Origin of the sequence: Chromobacterium piscinae, assembly GCF_021129175.1 — a bacterium.
Taxonomy (GTDB): domain Bacteria; phylum Pseudomonadota; class Gammaproteobacteria; order Burkholderiales; family Chromobacteriaceae; genus Chromobacterium; species Chromobacterium piscinae.
In genome coordinates this window covers 1-18,113 of record NZ_JAJOHV010000002.1, presented here as the reverse complement: position 1 = coordinate 18,113, position 18,113 = coordinate 1, and the positions used below count along the sequence as shown (strand labels likewise).

15 protein-coding genes are annotated in these 18,113 nt (G+C 64.9%); 10 read left to right on the top strand and 5 right to left on the bottom strand.

Features of this window, described 5'->3' with window-relative positions; all coding sequences use genetic code 11:
• Positions 1 to 63: 63 nt before the first annotated feature.
• The 4 genes from LQR33_RS00200 to LQR33_RS00185 form a co-directional block, all read right to left on the bottom strand.
• Entirely contained in the window at positions 64 to 1,011 is a 948-nt protein-coding gene (locus LQR33_RS00200; protein WP_166438051.1) for a SphA family protein, read from the bottom strand.
• A 154-nt stretch (positions 1,012 to 1,165) separates the two neighbouring features.
• Complete coding sequence (gene acs, locus LQR33_RS00195) at positions 1,166 to 3,130, bottom strand: acetate--CoA ligase (protein ID WP_021475459.1); 1,965 nt, start codon at positions 3,128 to 3,130, stop codon at positions 1,166 to 1,168.
• Positions 3,131 to 3,204: 74 nt separating this feature from the next.
• On the bottom strand, positions 3,205 to 4,884 hold the full coding sequence (locus tag LQR33_RS00190; RefSeq protein WP_166438052.1) for a cation acetate symporter: 1,680 nt from the start codon (positions 4,882 to 4,884) through the stop codon (positions 3,205 to 3,207).
• On the bottom strand, positions 4,884 to 5,192 hold the full coding sequence (locus tag LQR33_RS00185) for a DUF485 domain-containing protein (RefSeq protein WP_021475461.1): 309 nt from the start codon (positions 5,190 to 5,192) through the stop codon (positions 4,884 to 4,886). Before LQR33_RS00185 ends, LQR33_RS00190 begins: the two co-directional genes overlap by 1 nt.
• A gap of 262 nt (positions 5,193 to 5,454) precedes the next feature.
• Here LQR33_RS00185 and LQR33_RS00180 point away from each other — a divergent pair, with 262 nt between their 5' ends.
• A complete protein-coding gene (locus tag LQR33_RS00180; protein WP_231466950.1) occupies positions 5,455 to 6,219 on the top strand; it encodes a class I SAM-dependent methyltransferase in 765 nt (254 codons plus the stop codon).
• On the opposite strand, the gene LQR33_RS00175 is transcribed toward LQR33_RS00180, so the two are convergent.
• Positions 6,201 to 6,392 carry a hypothetical protein gene (locus LQR33_RS00175; protein WP_081665819.1) on the bottom strand — a complete coding sequence of 64 codons (192 nt, stop codon included), beginning with the start codon at positions 6,390 to 6,392 and terminating at the stop codon, positions 6,201 to 6,203. The two genes, LQR33_RS00180 and LQR33_RS00175, sit on opposite strands and share 19 nt — an antisense overlap.
• 331 nt (positions 6,393 to 6,723) lie before the next feature.
• Here LQR33_RS00175 and LQR33_RS00170 point away from each other — a divergent pair, with 331 nt between their 5' ends.
• The 9 genes from LQR33_RS00170 to vioE all read left to right on the top strand — a co-directional run bounded on the left by LQR33_RS00170 (position 6,724) and on the right by vioE (position 17,870).
• Complete coding sequence (locus LQR33_RS00170; protein WP_166438054.1) at positions 6,724 to 7,266, top strand: cytochrome b; 543 nt, start codon at positions 6,724 to 6,726, stop codon at positions 7,264 to 7,266.
• 19 nt (positions 7,267 to 7,285) lie between these two features.
• Positions 7,286 to 7,855, top strand: a complete 570-nt coding sequence (locus LQR33_RS00165) for a YceI family protein (protein WP_221663572.1) — start codon at positions 7,286 to 7,288, stop codon at positions 7,853 to 7,855.
• 31 nt (positions 7,856 to 7,886) lie between these two features.
• A complete protein-coding gene (locus LQR33_RS00160; protein WP_231466948.1) occupies positions 7,887 to 8,465 on the top strand; it encodes a YceI family protein in 579 nt (192 codons plus the stop codon).
• 233 nt (positions 8,466 to 8,698) lie between these two features.
• Positions 8,699 to 10,228, top strand: a complete 1,530-nt coding sequence (sph, locus tag LQR33_RS00155) for a sphingomyelin phosphodiesterase (protein WP_221663574.1) — start codon at positions 8,699 to 8,701, stop codon at positions 10,226 to 10,228.
• 308 nt (positions 10,229 to 10,536) lie between these two features.
• Positions 10,537 to 11,793, top strand: coding sequence for a flavin-dependent violacein biosynthesis tryptophan-2 monooxygenase VioA (locus LQR33_RS00150; RefSeq protein WP_166438058.1), 1,257 nt, complete (start codon positions 10,537 to 10,539; stop codon positions 11,791 to 11,793).
• A gap of 83 nt (positions 11,794 to 11,876) precedes the next feature.
• The gene (gene vioB / locus LQR33_RS00145) at positions 11,877 to 14,873 is read left to right on the top strand and encodes an iminophenyl-pyruvate dimer synthase VioB (RefSeq protein ID WP_231466946.1); all 2,997 of its coding nucleotides are present in this window, start codon (positions 11,877 to 11,879) and stop codon (positions 14,871 to 14,873) included.
• A gap of 1 nt (position 14,874) precedes the next feature.
• Positions 14,875 to 16,164, top strand: coding sequence for an NADP-dependent violacein biosynthesis oxygenase VioC (locus LQR33_RS00140; RefSeq protein ID WP_166438060.1), 1,290 nt, complete (start codon positions 14,875 to 14,877; stop codon positions 16,162 to 16,164).
• Positions 16,164 to 17,285, top strand: a complete 1,122-nt coding sequence (locus tag LQR33_RS00135; RefSeq protein WP_166438061.1) for a flavin-dependent violacein biosynthesis monooxygenase VioD — start codon at positions 16,164 to 16,166, stop codon at positions 17,283 to 17,285. Before LQR33_RS00140 ends, LQR33_RS00135 begins: the two co-directional genes overlap by 1 nt.
• A 9-nt stretch (positions 17,286 to 17,294) precedes the next feature.
• Positions 17,295 to 17,870 (top strand): violacein biosynthesis enzyme VioE, encoded by a 576-nt coding sequence (gene vioE / locus LQR33_RS00130; protein ID WP_231466944.1) that lies wholly within the window; start codon positions 17,295 to 17,297, stop codon positions 17,868 to 17,870.
• The last annotated feature ends 243 nt before the right edge of the window (positions 17,871 to 18,113 follow it).

Below are 18,113 nucleotides of genomic sequence, written 5' to 3'. Positions count from 1 at the left end.
CTGCGGAATGAAGACGGGAGCGTGATAGCCCGACAGGCTCGCGCTTGCCCATGCGCTGGGCAATCAAATTGGCACGAACAGCGACAGCCAAGCATTCCAGCCGGCGGTGCGGTTCTTGGCGTCGAATTCATCGTAGGCCTTCAGATTGGCGTACCACTTGTTCTTGCCCACCTTGAAGAAATAACCGGCCTGGGGCCCCAGGGCGGCCACCTGCGATTTCAGGTTCTTGTTGGCGATGCCGGGCGCGGAGTCGTTGTTGAGCTGGTGGTAGGCGTAACCGACCAAGCCGATGTGGAAATCCTCGTTCAGAAACTGCGACAGCGACACGTCCAGATGGGCATCGGCGCCATTGCGGTAGCCGGTGTCCGGATTTTTCTGATTGAGGGTCAGGCCCAGCACGGCTGAAAACTCGGTGCCGCTGCTCTCGTTGAGATAGGTGTAGCCGCCGCCGGCGTCGTACGACCAGTGGTTGAGGCCGAGGTTGGCGGCGCGGTTGACGTCATAGTCGCCTGTCGGCACGCCTATCGTCGCGTAAGCCAGGTAGTTGTGGCTGCCCAGCGTCCATTTCAGCGTCGCCATCGGGTACAGGTCGCCTATGCCTGAGCGGCTGTCGTCGCTGCTGGCGGAACGGGTCCGACCGCGCGCCGAGGTGACGGACTCATTGTCGTAGACGTCGGTGCGGCCGTACAGCCCGGTCAGAGAGAGCGCGGCCTGCGCGCCGGCCACCGGCGCGGCGAAGGTGTAGGCGGGCGCGATGAACAGGGTATCGCTGGGCGTGCTCAGGGCGCTGTCCCGCACCCGCCCGTTTTTGTTCCGCTTGCGGGTGTCAGAATTGGCGTAGGCGTGGTAGCCGCTGAAGGTCCACGACCAGCCGGGGTCGTTCCGGACGGCGGCGAAGGTGCCGATTTGGCCCGGGAGCCAGAAGCTGACTCCGCCTTCGTCGGCGCGTGCGTGGGTTGTCGCGAACAGGCTGGCGGCGGCCAGCGCGGCGAGAGGGAGGCGGCTTTTCATCGTTAGGGCATTTCCGGCTGGCGGCGCAACGCGATTGTCATTCATGACAAGCAGTTTCGCATACTACGGCGGCGCGGAGTAGCGAAGGACGGGGAGGATGGAATGAAAAAAAGGCCGTCGCGCGGGCGACGGCCAAGCAAGCTCTTCAAATGCATTACAGCGGCTGCTGCAGTTGGGCCAGAATTTGCGGATTCTCCAGCGTGGACACGTCCTGAGTGATTTCCTCGCCCTTGGCGATGGAGCGCAGCAGGCGGCGCATGATCTTGCCGGAACGGGTCTTGGGCAGGTTTTCGCCGAAGCGGATGTCGTCCGGCTGCGCGATCTTGCCGATCTCGTGCGCCACCCAGTTTTTCAGCTCGGCCGCCACCGCCTTGGCGGCGTCGCCCTGAGGACGCTCGCCCTTCAGCACCACGAAGGCCACCACCGCCTCGCCCTTGACCTCGTGCGGCTTGCCGACTACGGCGGCTTCGGCGACCAGAGGGTTGGCCACCAGCGCCGATTCGATCTCCATCGTGCCCAGGCGGTGGCCGGACACGTTCAGCACGTCGTCGATGCGGCCCATGATCCAGAAGTAGCCGCTCTCGTCGCGGTGGGCGGAGTCGCCGGCCAGATAGTACTTGCCGTCGAACTCGTCGGGGAAATAGGTTTTCTTGAAGCGCTCCGGGTCGTTCCAGATGGTGCGAACCAGGCTGGGGAACGGTTTCTTGATCACCAGGAAGCCGCCGCGGCCCGGCTCCACCTGGGCGCCGGACTCGTCGACGATGTCGGCGATCACGCCCGGCAGCGGCAGCGTGCACGAGCCGGGCTTGGTGGCGACGGCGCCCGGCAGCGGGGCGATCATCGCCGAGCCGGTTTCCGTCTGCCACCAGGTGTCGACGATGGGGCAACGGCCGCCGCCGACGGTTTCGTGGTACCAGATCCAGGCTTCCGGATTGATCGGCTCGCCGACGGTGCCCAGCACGCGCAAGGACGACAAGTCGTACTGCTTGGGCAGATCCGCGCCCAGCTTGATCAGCGAGCGGATCGCGGTGGGGGCGGTGTAGAAGATGGACACCTTGTGCTGCTCTATCATGCGCCAGAAGCGGCCGGCGTCCGGATAAGTGGGCACGCCCTCGAAGATCACCTGGGTGGCGCCGTTGGCCAGCGGACCGTAGCAGACATAGCTGTGGCCGGTGATCCAGCCGACGTCGGCGGTGCACCAGAAGACATCGTTGGGCTTGTAGTCGAACACCCAGCGGAAGCTGTTGAGCGCGCCCAGCAGGTAGCCGGCGGTGCTGTGCTGGATGCCTTTGGGCTTGCCGGTGGAGCCGGAGGTATAGAGGATGAACAGCGGGTCTTCGGCGCCCATCCATTCCGGCTCGCAGGCCTCGCTCTGGCCTTCGATCAGCTTGTGCCACCAGACGTCGCGGCCGTCGGTCCAGTCGGCGCCGCCGTTGGTGCGCTGGTAGACCACCACGTTCTTCACCGATTCCGCGCCTTCCAGCTTCAGCGCCTCGTCGACGGTAGCCTTCAGCGGCACGCTTTTGCCGCCGCGCACGCTTTCGTTGGCGGTGACAACCAGGGTGGCGCCGGCATCCTGGATGCGGTCGCGCACCGCGCCGGCGGAGAAGCCGCCGAACACTACCGAGTGGATGGCGCCGATGCGGGCGCAGGCCTGCATCGTCACCACCGCCTCGATGCCCATCGGCATGTACACCACCACGCGGTCGCCTTTCTTGACGCCCAGGCTTTTCAGGCCGTTGGCGAACTGGCAGACGCGGCGGTGCAGTTCGGAGTAGGTGACGCGGGTGACTTCGCCGTCGTCGGCCTCGAAGATGATGGCGATCTTGTTGGCGTTGCTGGCCAGGTGGCGGTCCAGGCAGTTGTAGGACGCGTTGAGCACGCCGTCGTCGAACCACTTGAAGAAGGGCGCCTGGCTGTCGTCCAGCACGCGGGAAAACGGTTTTTTCCAGGTGATCAGTTCGCGCGCCAGATCCCCCCAGAACGACAGGTAATGATCGTCCGCCTGCTCGCACAGCGCGTGGTAGGCCTCGATGCCGCTGATGGACGCCTTGCGGCGAAACTCTTCCGACGGGGCGAAGCTGCGGGTTTCCTTGAGGATGGAATCTAGCGTGGACATGCGTTTCTCCAAAGTCTTTAGTGTTATCGCCGCGCGCCGTCATCCGGCGCGCGGAATGTCAATGATGATGACATTTAGTGCTTGCTGGCGCCACTGGCCCCGATGCCGGTCATCGCCCGCACGTACTGCGCGTCGAACTTGGCTTTTTCTTCTTCCGCCTGGCGGGAGGTGTCAAGCGTCGAAACCAGCCAGGTGACCACGAAGGCCAGCGTCATCGAGAAGATGGCGGGGTTCTTGTACGGGAACACGGCGTGCTCGTGCTTCAGCACTTCCACCCACACCGCGGGGCCCAGCACGATCAGCACCACCGCGGTCAGCAGGCCCACCAGTCCGCCGATGACCGCGCCGCGGGTGGTCAGGCCCTTCCAGAACATCGACAGGAACAGCACCGGGAAGTTTGCCGAGGCGGCGATGGAGAAGGCGAGGCCCACCATGAAGGCGATGTTCTGCTTCTCGAACACTAGGCCCAGCACGATGGCCACTACGCCCAGCACCACGGTGGTGATCTTGGAGACGCGGATCTCGTCGGCCTCGTTGGCCTTGCCGTGCTTGATCACGCTGGCGTACAGGTCGTGCGACACCGCCGACGCGCCGGACAGGGCCAGTCCGGCCACCACCGCCAGGATGGTGGCGAAGGCCACCGCGGAGATGAAGCCCAGGAAGATGTCGCCGCCGACGGCGTCTGCCAAGTGGATGGCCGCCATATTGCTGCCGCCGACCAGTTGGGTGACCGATTTGCCGTTCTTGACCACGGTCTCCATCATGCCCGGTTGGTTCAGCACCAGCATGATGGCGCCGAAGCCGATGATGAAGGTCAGGATGTAGAAGTAGCCGATGAAGCCGGTGGCGAAGAACACCGATTTGCGGGCTTCCTTGGCGTCCGCCACGGTGAAGAAGCGCATCAGGATGTGCGGCAGGCCGGCGGTGCCGAACATTAGCGCCAGACCCAGCGAGATGGAGTCGATCGGGTCAGCCTTGCCCGGCGCCATGATGGCGGCGCCCTTGCCGTGCGCGGCCACGGCTTTTTCGAACATCATTTCCGGACTGAAACCGACGGTGGACAGCACCATGATGGCCATGAAGGTGGCGCCGGACAGCAGCAGCACCGCCTTGATGATCTGCACCCAGGTGGTGGCCAGCATGCCGCCGAACAGCACGTAACAGACCATTAGCACGCCAACCAGCAGCACCGCCGAGCTGTAGCTCATGCCGAACAACAGCTGGATCAGCTTGCCGGCGCCGACCATCTGCGCGATCAGGTAGATCGCCACCACCACCAGCGTCGACAGCGCGGCGAAGCTGCGCACCGGCGTCTGGCCCAGCCGGTAGGAGGCCACGTCGGCGAAGGTGTACTTGCCGAGGTTGCGCAGCCGCTCGGCCACCAGGAACAGGATGATGGGCCAGCCCACCAGGAAGCCCATCGAGTAGATCAGGCCGTCATAGCCCTTGTCGAACACCAGGGCGGAAATGCCGAGGAAGGACGCCGCCGACATGTAGTCGCCGGCGATCGCCAGACCGTTCTGGAAACCGGTGATGCCGCCGCCGGCGGCGTAGAAGTCGCTGGCCGACTTGGTGCGGCGCGCCGCCCAGTAGGTGATGCCCAGCGTGAAGGCCACGAACAGGAAGAACATGATGATGGCGTGCCAGTTGGTGGCCTGCTGTTTGACATCGCCTTCAATCGCGCCGGCCGCGCAGGCGAGCGCGGGCAGCAACGCCGCCGCGCCGGCGGCGAGTTTCAGTTTGGTTTGCCGCATTATTTGGCCTCCTCGACGATCTGCTGGGTCAACGGGTCGAACTCCTGGTTGGCGCGGCGCACGTAAATGCCGGTCAGCACGAAGGCGGACAGGATGATGAACACGCCGACCGGGATGCCCACGGTCATGGTGGCGCCCTGGTATAGCGGCGTGCCCAGCAAGGACGGGGCGAAAGCCAGGACCAGGATGAAGCCGTAGTAAATGACCAGCATGACGATGGCCAGCGTCCAGCCGAGGCTGGTTTTCTTGTGGACCAGTTCCAGATACTTCGGATTGGACTGGATCTTCTTCAGAGTCTCCTCATTCATGACATCCTCCTTTGGGGGTGCTGCGCTCGTGTGGCGCTGCTGAAAAAATAAAAGAGGAAGCCGGAGGGATGCTAATCGTATTTTCTGATGCTTTGAATTAGCCAGACCGATGATTGCCTGTAAAACAATACAAAAATCAATAGTTTGCTGTGGAATGTTTGCTCGGTATTCGCTGACGAGCGCGCGATTTTCCGTCCGCGGCGCGTTCGATTCTGTCAGAATCGATTTGCCGAGGCATTATGACGATGGAAAAGGTATTTGCATGAGTGAGTCATTGTACGGAGAGCCTTTGCTGGCCGAGGTCTATGACCTGTTCAACGCCTGGGGCGAGGACAACGATTTTTATCTGGGCCTGTGTTCGCCGGCGGTGGGAAGCACGCTGGATCTGGGCTGCGGCACCGGCCTGCTGGCGGCGAAGATGGCGGAGCGGGCCGAGGTGGTCGGCCTGGATCCGGCGAGGGCGATGCTGGACATCGCCCGGGCCAGACCTGGCGGCGAACAGGTTGAATGGCGGCAGGACGACGCGCGGAATTTTGAGTTGAGCCGGCGCTTCGACCTGATTTATTGCGCCGGCCACGCTTTCCAGTCATTTCTGACCGAAACCGACAGGCGGGCGGTATTCCGCCAGGTTCGGCGTCATCTGGCGCGGGGCGGCCGTTTCGCGTTCGAGACGCGCAATCCGGCCGCCCGGGCCTGGCTACGCTGGGAGAACGCCGCGCCGCGCCGGGCGGCGCATCCGCGCTGGGGCGAGGTGGAGCTCAGCCAGAGCTTGTTGTCGGAACGGAACGGTTTGGTGTCTTACCGCAGCCGCTACCGTTTCATCGATCAGGACTGGGCGCTGGAGGCGGATGCCCGGCTGCGCTTTTGCGGTTTGGCGGCGCTGAGCGCCGAGCTGGAGTCGGAAGGGCTGCGCGTGCTGGCGCTGCATGGCGACTGGAGGGGCGGCGAGTGGCGCGAGGACAGCGAGGACAGCGAGGAGATCATCCTGACGCTGATCCGGGACGGCGATCAGCCGGTCTTGGGCTGAAAACGCATGCACGGCTGGCCTGAGGCCTCCCGCACGTCCAGGCAGGGCGCGCGCTTGCTGGAGAAGCCCATCGCCCGGCAACCGTAAGGGAAGCGCGGGTCGTGGGTGACGAAGTAATGGCGGCAGCGTCGGCAAAGCGGGGCGCCGCGTCGCTCGGCGGGGTTCGGGTGCATGGCGGAGAAGAAAGCGTCGATACCGTCCAGCTTAGCAGCGGGGCCAGGGACGCGGTAGCTGCCTGGCCTGCGGGATGTTTGCCGCGAGGGGGCATGATCTGCGATGCTGTCGGTATTTCCCAGCCAGGGGCAGGCAAGGGCCGAGCGAACGGAAGGAAAATGGTTCCCTTTGATTGTTTCCTGACAGGAAATGATGAATTTGCCTGCGCCGTCTATTTCGCGCAATGAAAAGCGCTTAGAGTTTTAAGCAAGCGGCATCCCCCGCGTCACGGCAAGGCCATGGCTGAATGGGGGAAGCCGGCTTTTCGTTGAATTCACCAAGAGGCTGTCCATGTCGCAAACGCGTTACACCTCTACCGCCATCCTGCTGCACTGGCTGATGGCGGTCATGCTCGTCTGTCTGTTCGGGGTGGGCTTCTACATGCACGGCCTGCCGTTTTCGCCGTTGAAGCTGAAGATCTACTCCTGGCACAAATGGGCTGGCGTCACCGTGTTCCTGCTGGTGTGGCTGAGGCTGGTCTGGCGCTTCGGCCATCGGCCGCCGGCGCTGCCGTCGGGCATGGGCAAGCCGATGCGGGCGATGGCCCACGCGGGCCACCTGATGCTGTATCTGCTGATGGTCGCCATTCCGCTGTCCGGCTGGCTGATGAGCTCGGCCAAGGGCGTGCAGACTGTCTACTTCGGCATGTTGCCGCTGCCGGACCTGATCGCGCCGGACCAGGCGCTGGGCGAAAGCCTGCAGCGCCTGCATGGCCTGCTCAACTATCTGTTGGCCGCGGTGGTGGCGGGACACGTCGCCGCCGCGCTCAAGCACCACCTGATCGATAGGGACGATGTGCTGACGCGCATGCTGCCCTGGCGCATCAAATCCTGACCCCTCCGGAGACCTCACCATGGATATCAAACGCATCGCCATGCCGCTGCTGCTGGGCGGCCTGTTGGCCGCGCCGCTGGCGGCTCAGGCCGTGGAATACACCGCGATCCAGCAGGACAAGAGCAATATCGCCTTCGGCTACAAGCAGATGGGCGTGGGCATGCAGGGCCACTTCAAGAAGTTTTCCGCCCAGCTGAGTTTCGACCCGGCCAAGCCGGCCGCCGCCAAGGCGCAGCTGGACGTCAGCCTGGCCAGCATCGATACCGGCTCGGCCGAGGCCAACGAGCAGGTGGCGGACAAGGATTGGTTCAATACCAAGCAGTATCCGAATGCCCGCTTCGTTTCCAGCGCCATCAAGCCGCTGGGCGGCAACCGCTTCCAGGTGGACGGCAAGCTGACCATCAAGGGCCGCACCCAGCCGGTCAGCGCGGTCGCCACGATGACGCCGCAGGGCAATGCCGCGACTTTCGACGGCGCGTTCGCCATCAAGCGCGCCGACTTCGCCATCGGCGAAGGCGACTGGAAGGATTTCGGCACCGTGGCCAATGAAATCCAGATCAAGTTCCATCTGCTGGCGCGCGCCAAGTAAGCGCCGCCCAAACCAAACCGAGGAAGAAGCCATGAACAAACTGACCCGCCTGACCCTGGCTGCCGTGGCCGTCGCCGGCTTCAGCAGCGCCGCGCTGGCCAAGCCGGAAACTTATGTGATCGACGGCACCCATACCTTCCCGCGCTTCTCGTACAGCCACCTGGGCTTCTCCACCCAGCTGAGCCGCTTCGACAAGACCAGCGGCAAGATCGTGCTGGACAAGGAAGCCAAGACCGGCTCCGTCGACGTCACCATCGACATGAAGTCGGTGGATACCGGCTACCCGGTATTCAACGGCCACATCCAGGGCGCCGATTTCTTCGATACCGCCAAGTTCCCGACCGCCACCTTCAAGTCCACCAAGGTGCTGTTCGACGGCGACAAGCCGACCGCGGTGGAAGGCAATCTGACCATCAAGGGCGTGACCAAGCCGGTGACCCTGGCGTTGTCCAGCTTCACCAACAAAGAGCACCCGATGCTGAAGAAAGACGCCATCGGCGCCAACGCCAGCGTCAAGATCAAGCGCACCGAATTCAACGCCGGCAAATACGCCCCGTACGTGGGCGACGAGGTCACCATCGACATCGCCGTGGAAGCCATCCACGAATAAGCCGCGCCGCTCGCATTAGCAGCGAAGCCGCCGTCCCCAGGGATGGCGGCTTTTTTCATTTCTCAGGATGGGGGGCAAAACGGCAGCCGCGGCCCAGCGTTTTCATGAACAGTCCTGGCGAGGCGAGCATGCATTGAAAATGTAAATGGAATATTAATTTTAGAGTAATTAACCATAGTGAAAGAAAACTGATCCAGCCTTTGCCGCTTCCTTCACCCACTAAAGGATGTCCGATGAAAGCCTGGCGTTTTCTGCTGTGCGCGGCGCTGTTGCCTGCCGCTTCCCATGCCGCTTATCCCGACGATTTGAAGCTCGCCACCTGGAACGCGATGCTGCTGCCGCAGGCCTTGTATCCCAACTACGGCCAGATGAGGCGGGTCGAGCTGATGGCGGCTTCGCCCATTCTCCAGTCGCAGGACGTGCTGGTGTTCCAGGAATTGCAGGACAACGCCGCGTCCGAGCGGCTGCAGGCCTTGCTCAAGCCGCGCTTTCCCTATCAGACGCCGGTGATAGGCCGTTCGCAGCAGGGGTGGGACGGCACCGAAGGCTGGAACGGCATGAAGCCGGAAGACGGCGGCGTCGCCATCGCCAGCCGCTGGCCCATCGTCGAGAAGCGGCAGTACCTGTTCCAGACGCCCGGCTGCAGCTGGGACGGGCAGGCGCTGAAGGGCTTCGCTTACGCCAGGATAGCCGTGAACGGCCAGTTTTATCATGTGATCGGCACCCATCTGCAGTCGGAAGACAGCGGCTGCGCCAATCACGCCGACATCGGCGTGCGCCAGGCGCAGCTGCGCGAGATCGCCGCCTGGGTGCAGTCGCGCCATCTGCCGGTAGAGGAGACGGTGATCGTCGCCGGCGACATGAACATCGACCGCTACAAGAGCGCCGAATACCGGGCGATGCTGGACATCCTGCAGGCCGGCGAGCCGCGTTACGCCGGCATGCCGCACAGCTTCGACACCGCCGGCAACGGCATCGCGCTGGAGCGCTACGGCGCGCGCGGCGGCGACGCGCCGGAATACCTGGATTACATCCTGACGCTGAAAGGCCATCGCCAGCCCTCGGTCTGGCACAACCAGGCGCTGGACGCGCCGTCGCCGCAGTGGACGGCGCAATCGGCGGTGGCGAAGCAGACCTACGCCTATACCGATTTCAGCGATCACTACCCGGTGCAGGCTTTCGCCTGGGCCGACGCCGCCACGCCGACCCGCTCGCTGACCGCGCAGCCGGGCGCCTACCGCCAGGTCTCCCTGCAGAACCTGGCCAGCGGCCGCTATGTGCAGGCTGGAGACGCCAACGACGGCTGGCTGAAGACCGACGCCGCAGCGGCGGGCGCGCGGGCGCGCTTCAATCTGTCCAATAATTTCTCCATGCGCGATAACGGCTGCGTGCGCTCAGGCGAATACGTGAGGCTGGAGCGAGCTGATCGTCCCGGCTGGTTCTGGACTTGGTGGGGGACGGCGGGTGGCAACCAGTACGCCTACTACACCGCTCAGGGGCCGCTGAACCGTTCCTCCGAGCTGCGGCTGGTCAATCACAGCCGGCTGGAAGGCTGCCTGCAGGATGGCGACGTGGTGTCGTTCAAGGATTGGGCGCGCGCGGCCGACTACTACCTGACCGCCTGGGCCGGCGGCAGCCATGCCGACCAGCTCTACCTGTGGCAGCCGACCTCTGGGGATGGCGAACGCTTTCGGGTGAGGATAGGCGCGGCGCTCCAGTATCTGGACTGGCGCGGACAATTGTCGTACGCCAAACGCCGCTGATCCCAGGCGGCCTTTTGTCTCCGTTTCTCAACGTCATGCCCTGACCCTTTGAACAGGATCGACCGTATTGTCAGACAATACGGTTGATGAATTAGTTCGATTGAACTACCGTGGCTTAAAATTACAAAGGCATTTAATTTTAAAAATGTAAATGCTTTATAAATTTCATGCCGGAAAGCCGGTCATGACGAGGATACAAGAGGCTGCATCCCGATTCCGAGGCGAGAGTGCCAAGCATTACGCCGTCCATGCCAGTCCGCCGTTGCCGCTCGGCGGGCGTGAACCGAACAGTCAAAGGGACATTCGCGATGAAGCATTCTTCCGATATCTGCATTGTCGGCGCCGGCATCAGCGGCCTGACCTGCGCCAGCCATCTGCTCGACTCGCCTGCCTGTCGCGGCCTGTCGCTGCGCGTCTTCGACATGCAGCAGGAGGCGGGAGGCCGCATCCGCTCGAAAACGCTGGACGGCAAGGCCGCGATAGAATTGGGCGCCGGGCGCTACTCGCCGCAGCTGCACCCGCACTTCCAGAGCGCGATGCAGCATTACAGCCAGAAGAGCGAAGTCTATCCGTTCACCCAGCTGAAATTCAAAAATCATACCCAGCAGAAGCTGAAGCGGGCGATGAGCGAGTTGTCCTCCAGGCTGGAAGAGCACGGCAAGGAATCCTTTCTCCAGTTCGTCAGCCGCTACCAGGGCAAGGAGAGCGCGGTCGGCATGATACGCTCGATGGGTTATGACGCCTTGTTCCTGCCCGACATCTCAGCCGAGATGGCTTACGACATCGTCGGCAAGCATCCGGAAATCCAGAGCGTGACCGACAACGACGCCAATCAGTGGTTTTCGGCGGAGCAGGGCTTCGATGGCCTGATCCAGCAGATCAAGACCAAGGTCAAGGCCGCCGGCGCCCGCTTCAGCCTGGGCTATCGCCTGGTTTCGGTCGAGGCCGACGGCGATGGTTACCGGCTGCAACTGGCCGGCGACGACGGCTGGAAGCTGGAGCACCGCGCCCGCCACTTGATCCTGGCGGTCCCGCCGTCGGCGATGGCCGGGCTCAACGTCAATTTTCCCGAGGCGTGGAGCGGCGCGCGCTACGGCTCGCTGCCCCTATTCAAGGGTTTCCTGACCTATAGCGAGCCCTGGTGGCTGGATTACAAGCTGGACGACCAGGTGCTGATCGTCGACAACCCGCTGCGCAAGATCTACTTCAAGGGCGACAAATACCTGTTCTTCTACACCGACAGCGAAATGGCCGATTACTGGCGCGGCTGCGTGGCGGAAGGCGAGGACGGCTATCTGGAGCAGATCCGCACCCATCTGGCCAGCGCGCTGGGCATCGCCCGCGAGCGCATTCCCCAGCCTCGCGTCCACGTGCACAAGTACTGGGCGCACGGCGTCGAATTCTGCCGGGACAGCGGCATCGATCACCCGTCCGCGCTGAGCCATCGCGACAGCGGCATCATCGCCTGCTCGGATGCCTACACCACGCACTGCGGCTGGATGGAGGGCGGCCTGCTCAGCGCCCGCGAGGCCAGCAGGCTGCTGTTGCAACGCCTCTCCGCTTGAACGTGGCGGCGGCTAGGCCGCCGTCCCGCGTCGCTGCCCGATGTCCGGGCGGCGGCCGTCAGCCATGACCGCTCGGGAGACACATGAGCATTCTGGATTTTCCACGCATCCATTTCCGCGGCTGGGCGCGAGTCAACGCGCCCACCGCCAACCGCGATCCGCACGGCCAGATCGACATGGCCCGCAACGCGGTGTCGATCAATGGCGAGCCGTTCGACCTGGCGCGCCATCCGACCGAATTCCACCATCACCTGCAGTCGCTGCAGCCGCGCTTCGGCCTGGACGGCCGGCCTGATCCAGAAGGGCCGTTCGGCTTGGCGGAAGGTTACAACGCGGCCGGCAACAATCATTTTTCCTGGGAAAGCGTCACCGTCAGCCATGTGCAGTTGGACGGCGGCGAGCCGGACCGCGGCGACGGCCTGGTCGGCGCCAGGCTGGCGCTGTGGGGGCATTACAACGACTACCTGCGCACCACCTTCAACCGCGCGCGCTGGGTGGACAACGATCCCACCCGCCGCGACGCGGTGCAGATCTACGCCGGCCAATTCACCATCAGCCCGGCCGGGGCCGGGCCGGGCACGCCCTGGATGTTCACCGCCGACATCGACGATAGCCACGGCGCGCGCTGGACGCGCGGCGGCCATGTGGCCGAGCGCGGCGGCCATTTCCTGGACGAGGAGTTCGGCACGGCGCGGCTGTTCCAGTTTTCCGTGCCCAAGAGCCATCCGCATTTCCTGTTCCATCCCAGGCAGTTCGATTCCGAGGCCTGGCGCAGGCTGCAGCTGGCGCTGGAGGACGACGACGCGCTCGGCCTGACGGTACAGTACGCGCTGTTCAATATGTCGACGCCGCCGCAACCCAATTCGCCGGTATTCCACGACATGGTCGGCGTGGTTGGCCTGTGGCGGCGCGGCGAGCTGGCCAGCTATCCGGCCGGCCGGTTGCTGAGGCCGCGCCAACCAGGGTTGGGCGATCTGACGCTGCGCGTGGGCGGCGGCTGCGCGGCACTGAATCTGGCCTGCGCGATCCCGTTTTCCACCCGCACGGCGCAACCGTCCGCGCCGGACAGGCTCACGCCCGAGCTGGGCGCCAAGCTGCCGCTGGGCGACCTGCTGCTGCGCGACGAGGACGGCGCGCTGTTGGCGCGGGTGCCGCAGGCGCTGTACCAGGATTACTGGACGAACCACGGCATCGTCGACGTGCCGCTGCTGCGCGAGCCCAGGGGCTCGCTGACGCTGTTCAGCGAGCTGGCCGAGTGGCGCGAGCAGGACTGGGTCACGCAGTCAGACGCCGCCAATCTTTATCTGGAGGCGCCGGACCGCCGCCATGGCTGTTTCTTTCCGGAAAACATCGCGCTGCTCAGCTATTTCCGCGGCGAGGCCCGCGAGCGGGCGACCATTCCCTACCGGATCGAGGGCATGGGTCTGGCCTGCGTGGAGGCGCGCCAGGACGGTATCGCCGCCGAGTGGCGGCTGACCGGCCTGCGGCCCGGCCCGGCGCGGATCGTGCTCGGCGACGGCGAGGAGGCGATCCAGCTGCGGGTGCTGCCGGACGACTGGGAACTGGATGACGCGACGGTGGACGAGGTCGATTACGCCTTCCTGTACCGGCACGTGATGGCCTACTACGAGCTGATCTACCCGTTCATGTCCGACAAGGTGTTCAGCCTGGCCGACCGCTGCAAGTGCGAGACCTACGCCAGACTGATGTGGCAGATGTGCGATCCGCAGAACCGGAACAAGAGCTACTACATGCCCAGCACCCGCGAGTTGTCGGCGCCCAAGGCCAGGCTGTTCCTCAAGTATCTGGCCCATGTCGAGGGCGAGGCCAGGCTGCAGGCGCCGCCGCCGGCCGGCCCGGCGCGCATCGAGAGCAAGGCGGAGCTGGCGGCCGAGCTGCGCAAGGCAGTGGATCTGGAGCTGTCGGTGATGCTGCAGTATCTGTACGCCGCCTATTCCATTCCCAATTACGCTCAGGGCCAGCAGCGCGTGGCTGACGGCGCATGGACGCCGGAGCAGCTGTTGTTGGCCTGCGGAAGCGGAGACCGGCGCCGCGACGGCGGCATCCGCGCCGCGCTGCTGGAGATCGCCCACGAGGAGATGATCCACTATCTGGTGGTGAACAATCTGTTGATGGCGCTGGGCGAGCCGTTTTACGCCGGCGCGCCGCTGATGGGCGAGGCGGCGCGGCAGGCGTTCGGCCTGGACACCGAGTTCGCGCTGGAGCCGTTCTCCGAGTCGGCGCTGGCGCGTTTCGTCCGGCTGGAATGGCCGCATTTCATCCCGGCGCCGGGCAAGTCCATCGCCGATTTCTACGCCGCGATCCGCCAGGCCTTCCTCGATCTGCCCGACCTGTTCGACGGCGAGGCGGGCAAGCGCGGCGGCGAACACCATCTTTTCCTCAACGAACTGACCAACCGCGCGAATCCCGGCTACCAGTTGGAGGTGTTCGACCGCGACAGCGCGCTGTTCGGCATCGCCTTCGTCACCGACCAGGGCGAGGGCGGGGCGCTGGACTCGCCGCACTACGAGCATTCCCATTTCCAGCGGCTGCGCGAGCTTGCCGGCCGGATCATGGCGCAGCCCGCGCCGTTCGAACCGGCGCTGCCGGCGCTGCGCAATCCGGTGCTGGACGAGGAGCCGGGCTGCCAGCGCGTCGAAGACGAGCGGGCGCGGGCGCTGATGGGCTTGTACCAAGGCGTGTACGAACTGATGTTCGCGATGATGGCGCAGCATTTCGCGGTGAAGCCGTTGGGCAGCCTCAGGCGTTCGCGGCTGATGAACGCGGCGATCGACCTGATGACCGGCCTGCTCCGGCCGCTGTCCTGCGCGCTGATGAATCTGCCGTCGGGCATCGCCGGGCGCACCGCCGGCCCGCCGTTGCCCGGCCCGGTGGACACCCGCAGCTACGACGACTACGCGCTGGGCTGCCGGATGCTGGCGCGGCGCTGCGAGCGGCTGCAGGAGCGCGCGTCGGCGCTGGCGCCGGGCTGGCTGCCCGACGCGCAATTGGAGCTGCTGGATTTCTACCGCCGGCAGATGCTGGACTTGGCTTGTGGAAAGCTTTCTAGAGAGGCCTGAAATGAAAAAAGCAATCATAGTCGGAGGCGGGCTCGCCGGCGGTTTGACCGCCATCTACCTGGCGAAGCGCGGCTACGAGGTCCATGTGGTGGAAAAGCGCGGCGATCCGCTGCAGGACCTGTCGTCTTATGTCGACGTGGTCAGCTCGCGGGCGATAGGCGTCAGCATGACGGTGCGCGGCATCAAGTCGGTGCTGGCCGCCGGCATTCCGCGCGCGGAGCTGGAGGCTTGCGGCGAACCCATCGTGGCGATGGCGTTCTCGGTCGGCGGCCAGCACCGGATGCGGCCGTTGAAGCCGCTGGAGGATTTCCGTCCGCTGTCGCTCAACCGCGCGGCGTTCCAGAAGCTGCTGAACAAATACGCCAATCTGGCCGGCGTCCGCTACTACTTCGAGCACAAATGCCTGGATGTGGATCTGGACGGCAAGTCGGTGCTGATCCAGGGCCGGGACGGCCAGCCGCAGCGGCTGCAGGGCGACATGATCGTCGGCGCCGACGGCGCGCATTCGGCGGTGCGGCAGGCGATGCAGAGCGGCCTGCGCCGTTTCGAATTCCAGCAGACCTTCTTCCGCCACGGCTACAAGACGCTGGTGCTGCCGGACGCCCAGGCGCTGGGCTACCGCAAGGACACGCTGTACTTCTTCGGCATGGACTCCGGCGGCCTGTTCGCCGGCCGCGCCGCCACCATCCCGGACGGCAGCGTCAGCATCGCGGTCTGCCTGCCCTACAGCGGCAGCCCCAGCCTGACCACCACCGACGAGCCGACGATGCGCGCTTTCTTCGACCGTTACTTCGGCGGGCTGCCGCAGGACGCGCGCGACGAGATGCTGCGCCAGTTCCTGGCCAAGCCCAGCAACGACCTGATCAACGTCCGCTCCAGCACCTTCCACTACAAAGGCAATGTGCTGCTGCTGGGCGACGCCGCCCACGCCACCGCGCCTTTCCTCGGCCAGGGCATGAATATGGCGCTGGAAGACGCGCGCACCTTCATCGAGCTGCTGGACCGGCATCAGGGCGACCAGGACAAGGCCTTTCCCGAGTTCACCCAGTTGCGCAAGGTGCAGGCCGACGCGATGCAGGACATGGCGCGCGCTAACTACGACGTGCTCAGCTGCTCCAATCCGGTCTTTTTCATGCGGGCCCGCTACACCCGCTACATGCATAGCAAGTTTCCCGGCCTTTACCCGCCGGATATGGCGGAGAAGCTGTATTTCACGTCGGAACCGTACGACAGGCTGCAGCAGATCCAGAGAAAGCAGAACGTTTGGTACAAGATAGGAAGGGTCAACTGATGAAAGTTCTGGTTATCGGCGCGGGTCCGGCCGGCTTGGTGTTCGCCAGCCAACTGAAACAGGCGCGTCCGCAGTGGGCGATAGACATCGTCGAGAAGAGCGACGGGCAGGACGTGCTGGGCTGGGGCGTGGTGCTGCCCGGACGGCCTGGCCAGCATCCGGCCAATCCGCTGTCCTATCTGGACGCGCCGGAAAAGCTGAATCCGCAGTTCCTGGAAGACTTCAAGCTGGTTCACCACAACGAGCCCAGCCTGATGAGCACCGGCGTGCTGCTGTGCGGCGTGGAGCGCCGCGGCCTGGTGCATGCCTTGCGCGACAAGTGCCGCTCGCAGGGCATCTCCATCCGCTTCGAATCGCCGCTGCTGGAGCACGGCGAGCTGCCGCTGGCCGACTATGATCTGGTGGTGTTGGCCAACGGCGTCAATCACAAAACTTCCCACTTCACCGAGGCGCTGGCCCCGCAAGTGGACTATGGTCGCAACAAGTACATCTGGTACGGCACCAGCCAGTTGTTCGACCAGATGAACCTGGTGTTCCGCACCCACGGCAAGGACATCTTCATCGCCCATGCCTACAAGTATTCCGACACGATGAGCACCTTCGTCGTCGAGTGCAGCGAGGAAACCTACGTCCGCGCCCGCTTGGGCGAGATGTCCGACGAAGCGTCGGCCGAATTCGTGGCCAAGGTGTTCCAGGCCGAGCTGGGGGGCCACGGCCTAGTGAACCAGCCCGGACTCGGCTGGCGCAATTTCATGACGCTGAGCCACGACCGCTGCCACGACGGCAAGCTGGTGCTGCTGGGCGACGCGCTGCAGTCCGGCCACTTCTCCATCGGCCATGGCACCACGATGGCGGTGGTGGTGGCGCAGCTGCTGGTGAAGGCGCTGTGCACCGAAGCCGACGTGCCGGCCGCGCTGAGGAGCTTCGAAGAGCGCGCGCTGCCGCTGGTCCAGCTGTTCCGCGGCCACGCCGACAACAGCCGGGTCTGGTTCGAGACGGTGGACGAGCGCATGCACCTGTCCAGCGCCGAGTTCGTGCAGAGCTTCGACGCGCGCCGCAAGTCGCTGCCGCCGATGCCGGAAGCGCTGGCGCAGAATCTGCGCTACGCGCTGCAACGCTGAGGGGGCCGCATGGAAAACCGGGAACCGCCGCTGCTGCCGGCGCGCTGGAGCAGCGCCTACGTGTCGTACTGGAGTCCGATGCTGCCGGATGACCAGCTGACGTCCGGCTACTGCTGGTTCGACTACGAGCGCGATGTTTGCCGCATCGACGGCCTGTTCAATCCTTGGTCGGAGCGCGACACCGGCTACCGGCTGTGGATGTCCGAGGTCGGCAACGCCGCCAGCGGCCGCACCTGGAAGCAGAAGGTGGCCTATGGCCGCGAGCGGACTGCCGCCGGCGAGCAGCTGTGCGAGCATCCGCTGGACGACGAGACCGGCCCGTTCGCCGAGCTGTTCCTGCCGCGCGACGTGCTGCGCCGGCTGGGCGCTCGCTTCATCGGCCGCCGCGAGGTGCTGGGCCGCGAGGCCGACGGCTGGCGCTACGAGCGTCCGGGCAAGGGGCCGTCCACGCTGTATCTGGACGCCGCCAGCGGCGAGCCGCTGAGGATGGTGACCGGGGACGAGGCGTCGCGCGCGTCGCTGCGCGATTTCCCCAATGTCAGCCAGGCCGAAATTCCCGACGCGATCTTCGCCGCTAACCGCTAACGTTCGGATCGGGCAGAAAAGCGGGGCTGCTTTCGGGCAGCCCCGTTGTCGTTGCTGGATGGGAGTCAGGCGGGAACGGCCAGCGCCGCGGGCGCGAAGGCGCGGCGCTGCCAGAACGGCCGCTCCGGCCAGCGGTTTTCCTGCCGGTAATGCCGCCGCCGCTCCGACAGGTAGCGGCGGAAACAGTCGTCGGCGCGCTTGGCGTAGGCCCGAGCGGGCGCCAGGTCGCCGTCCAGCATCGCG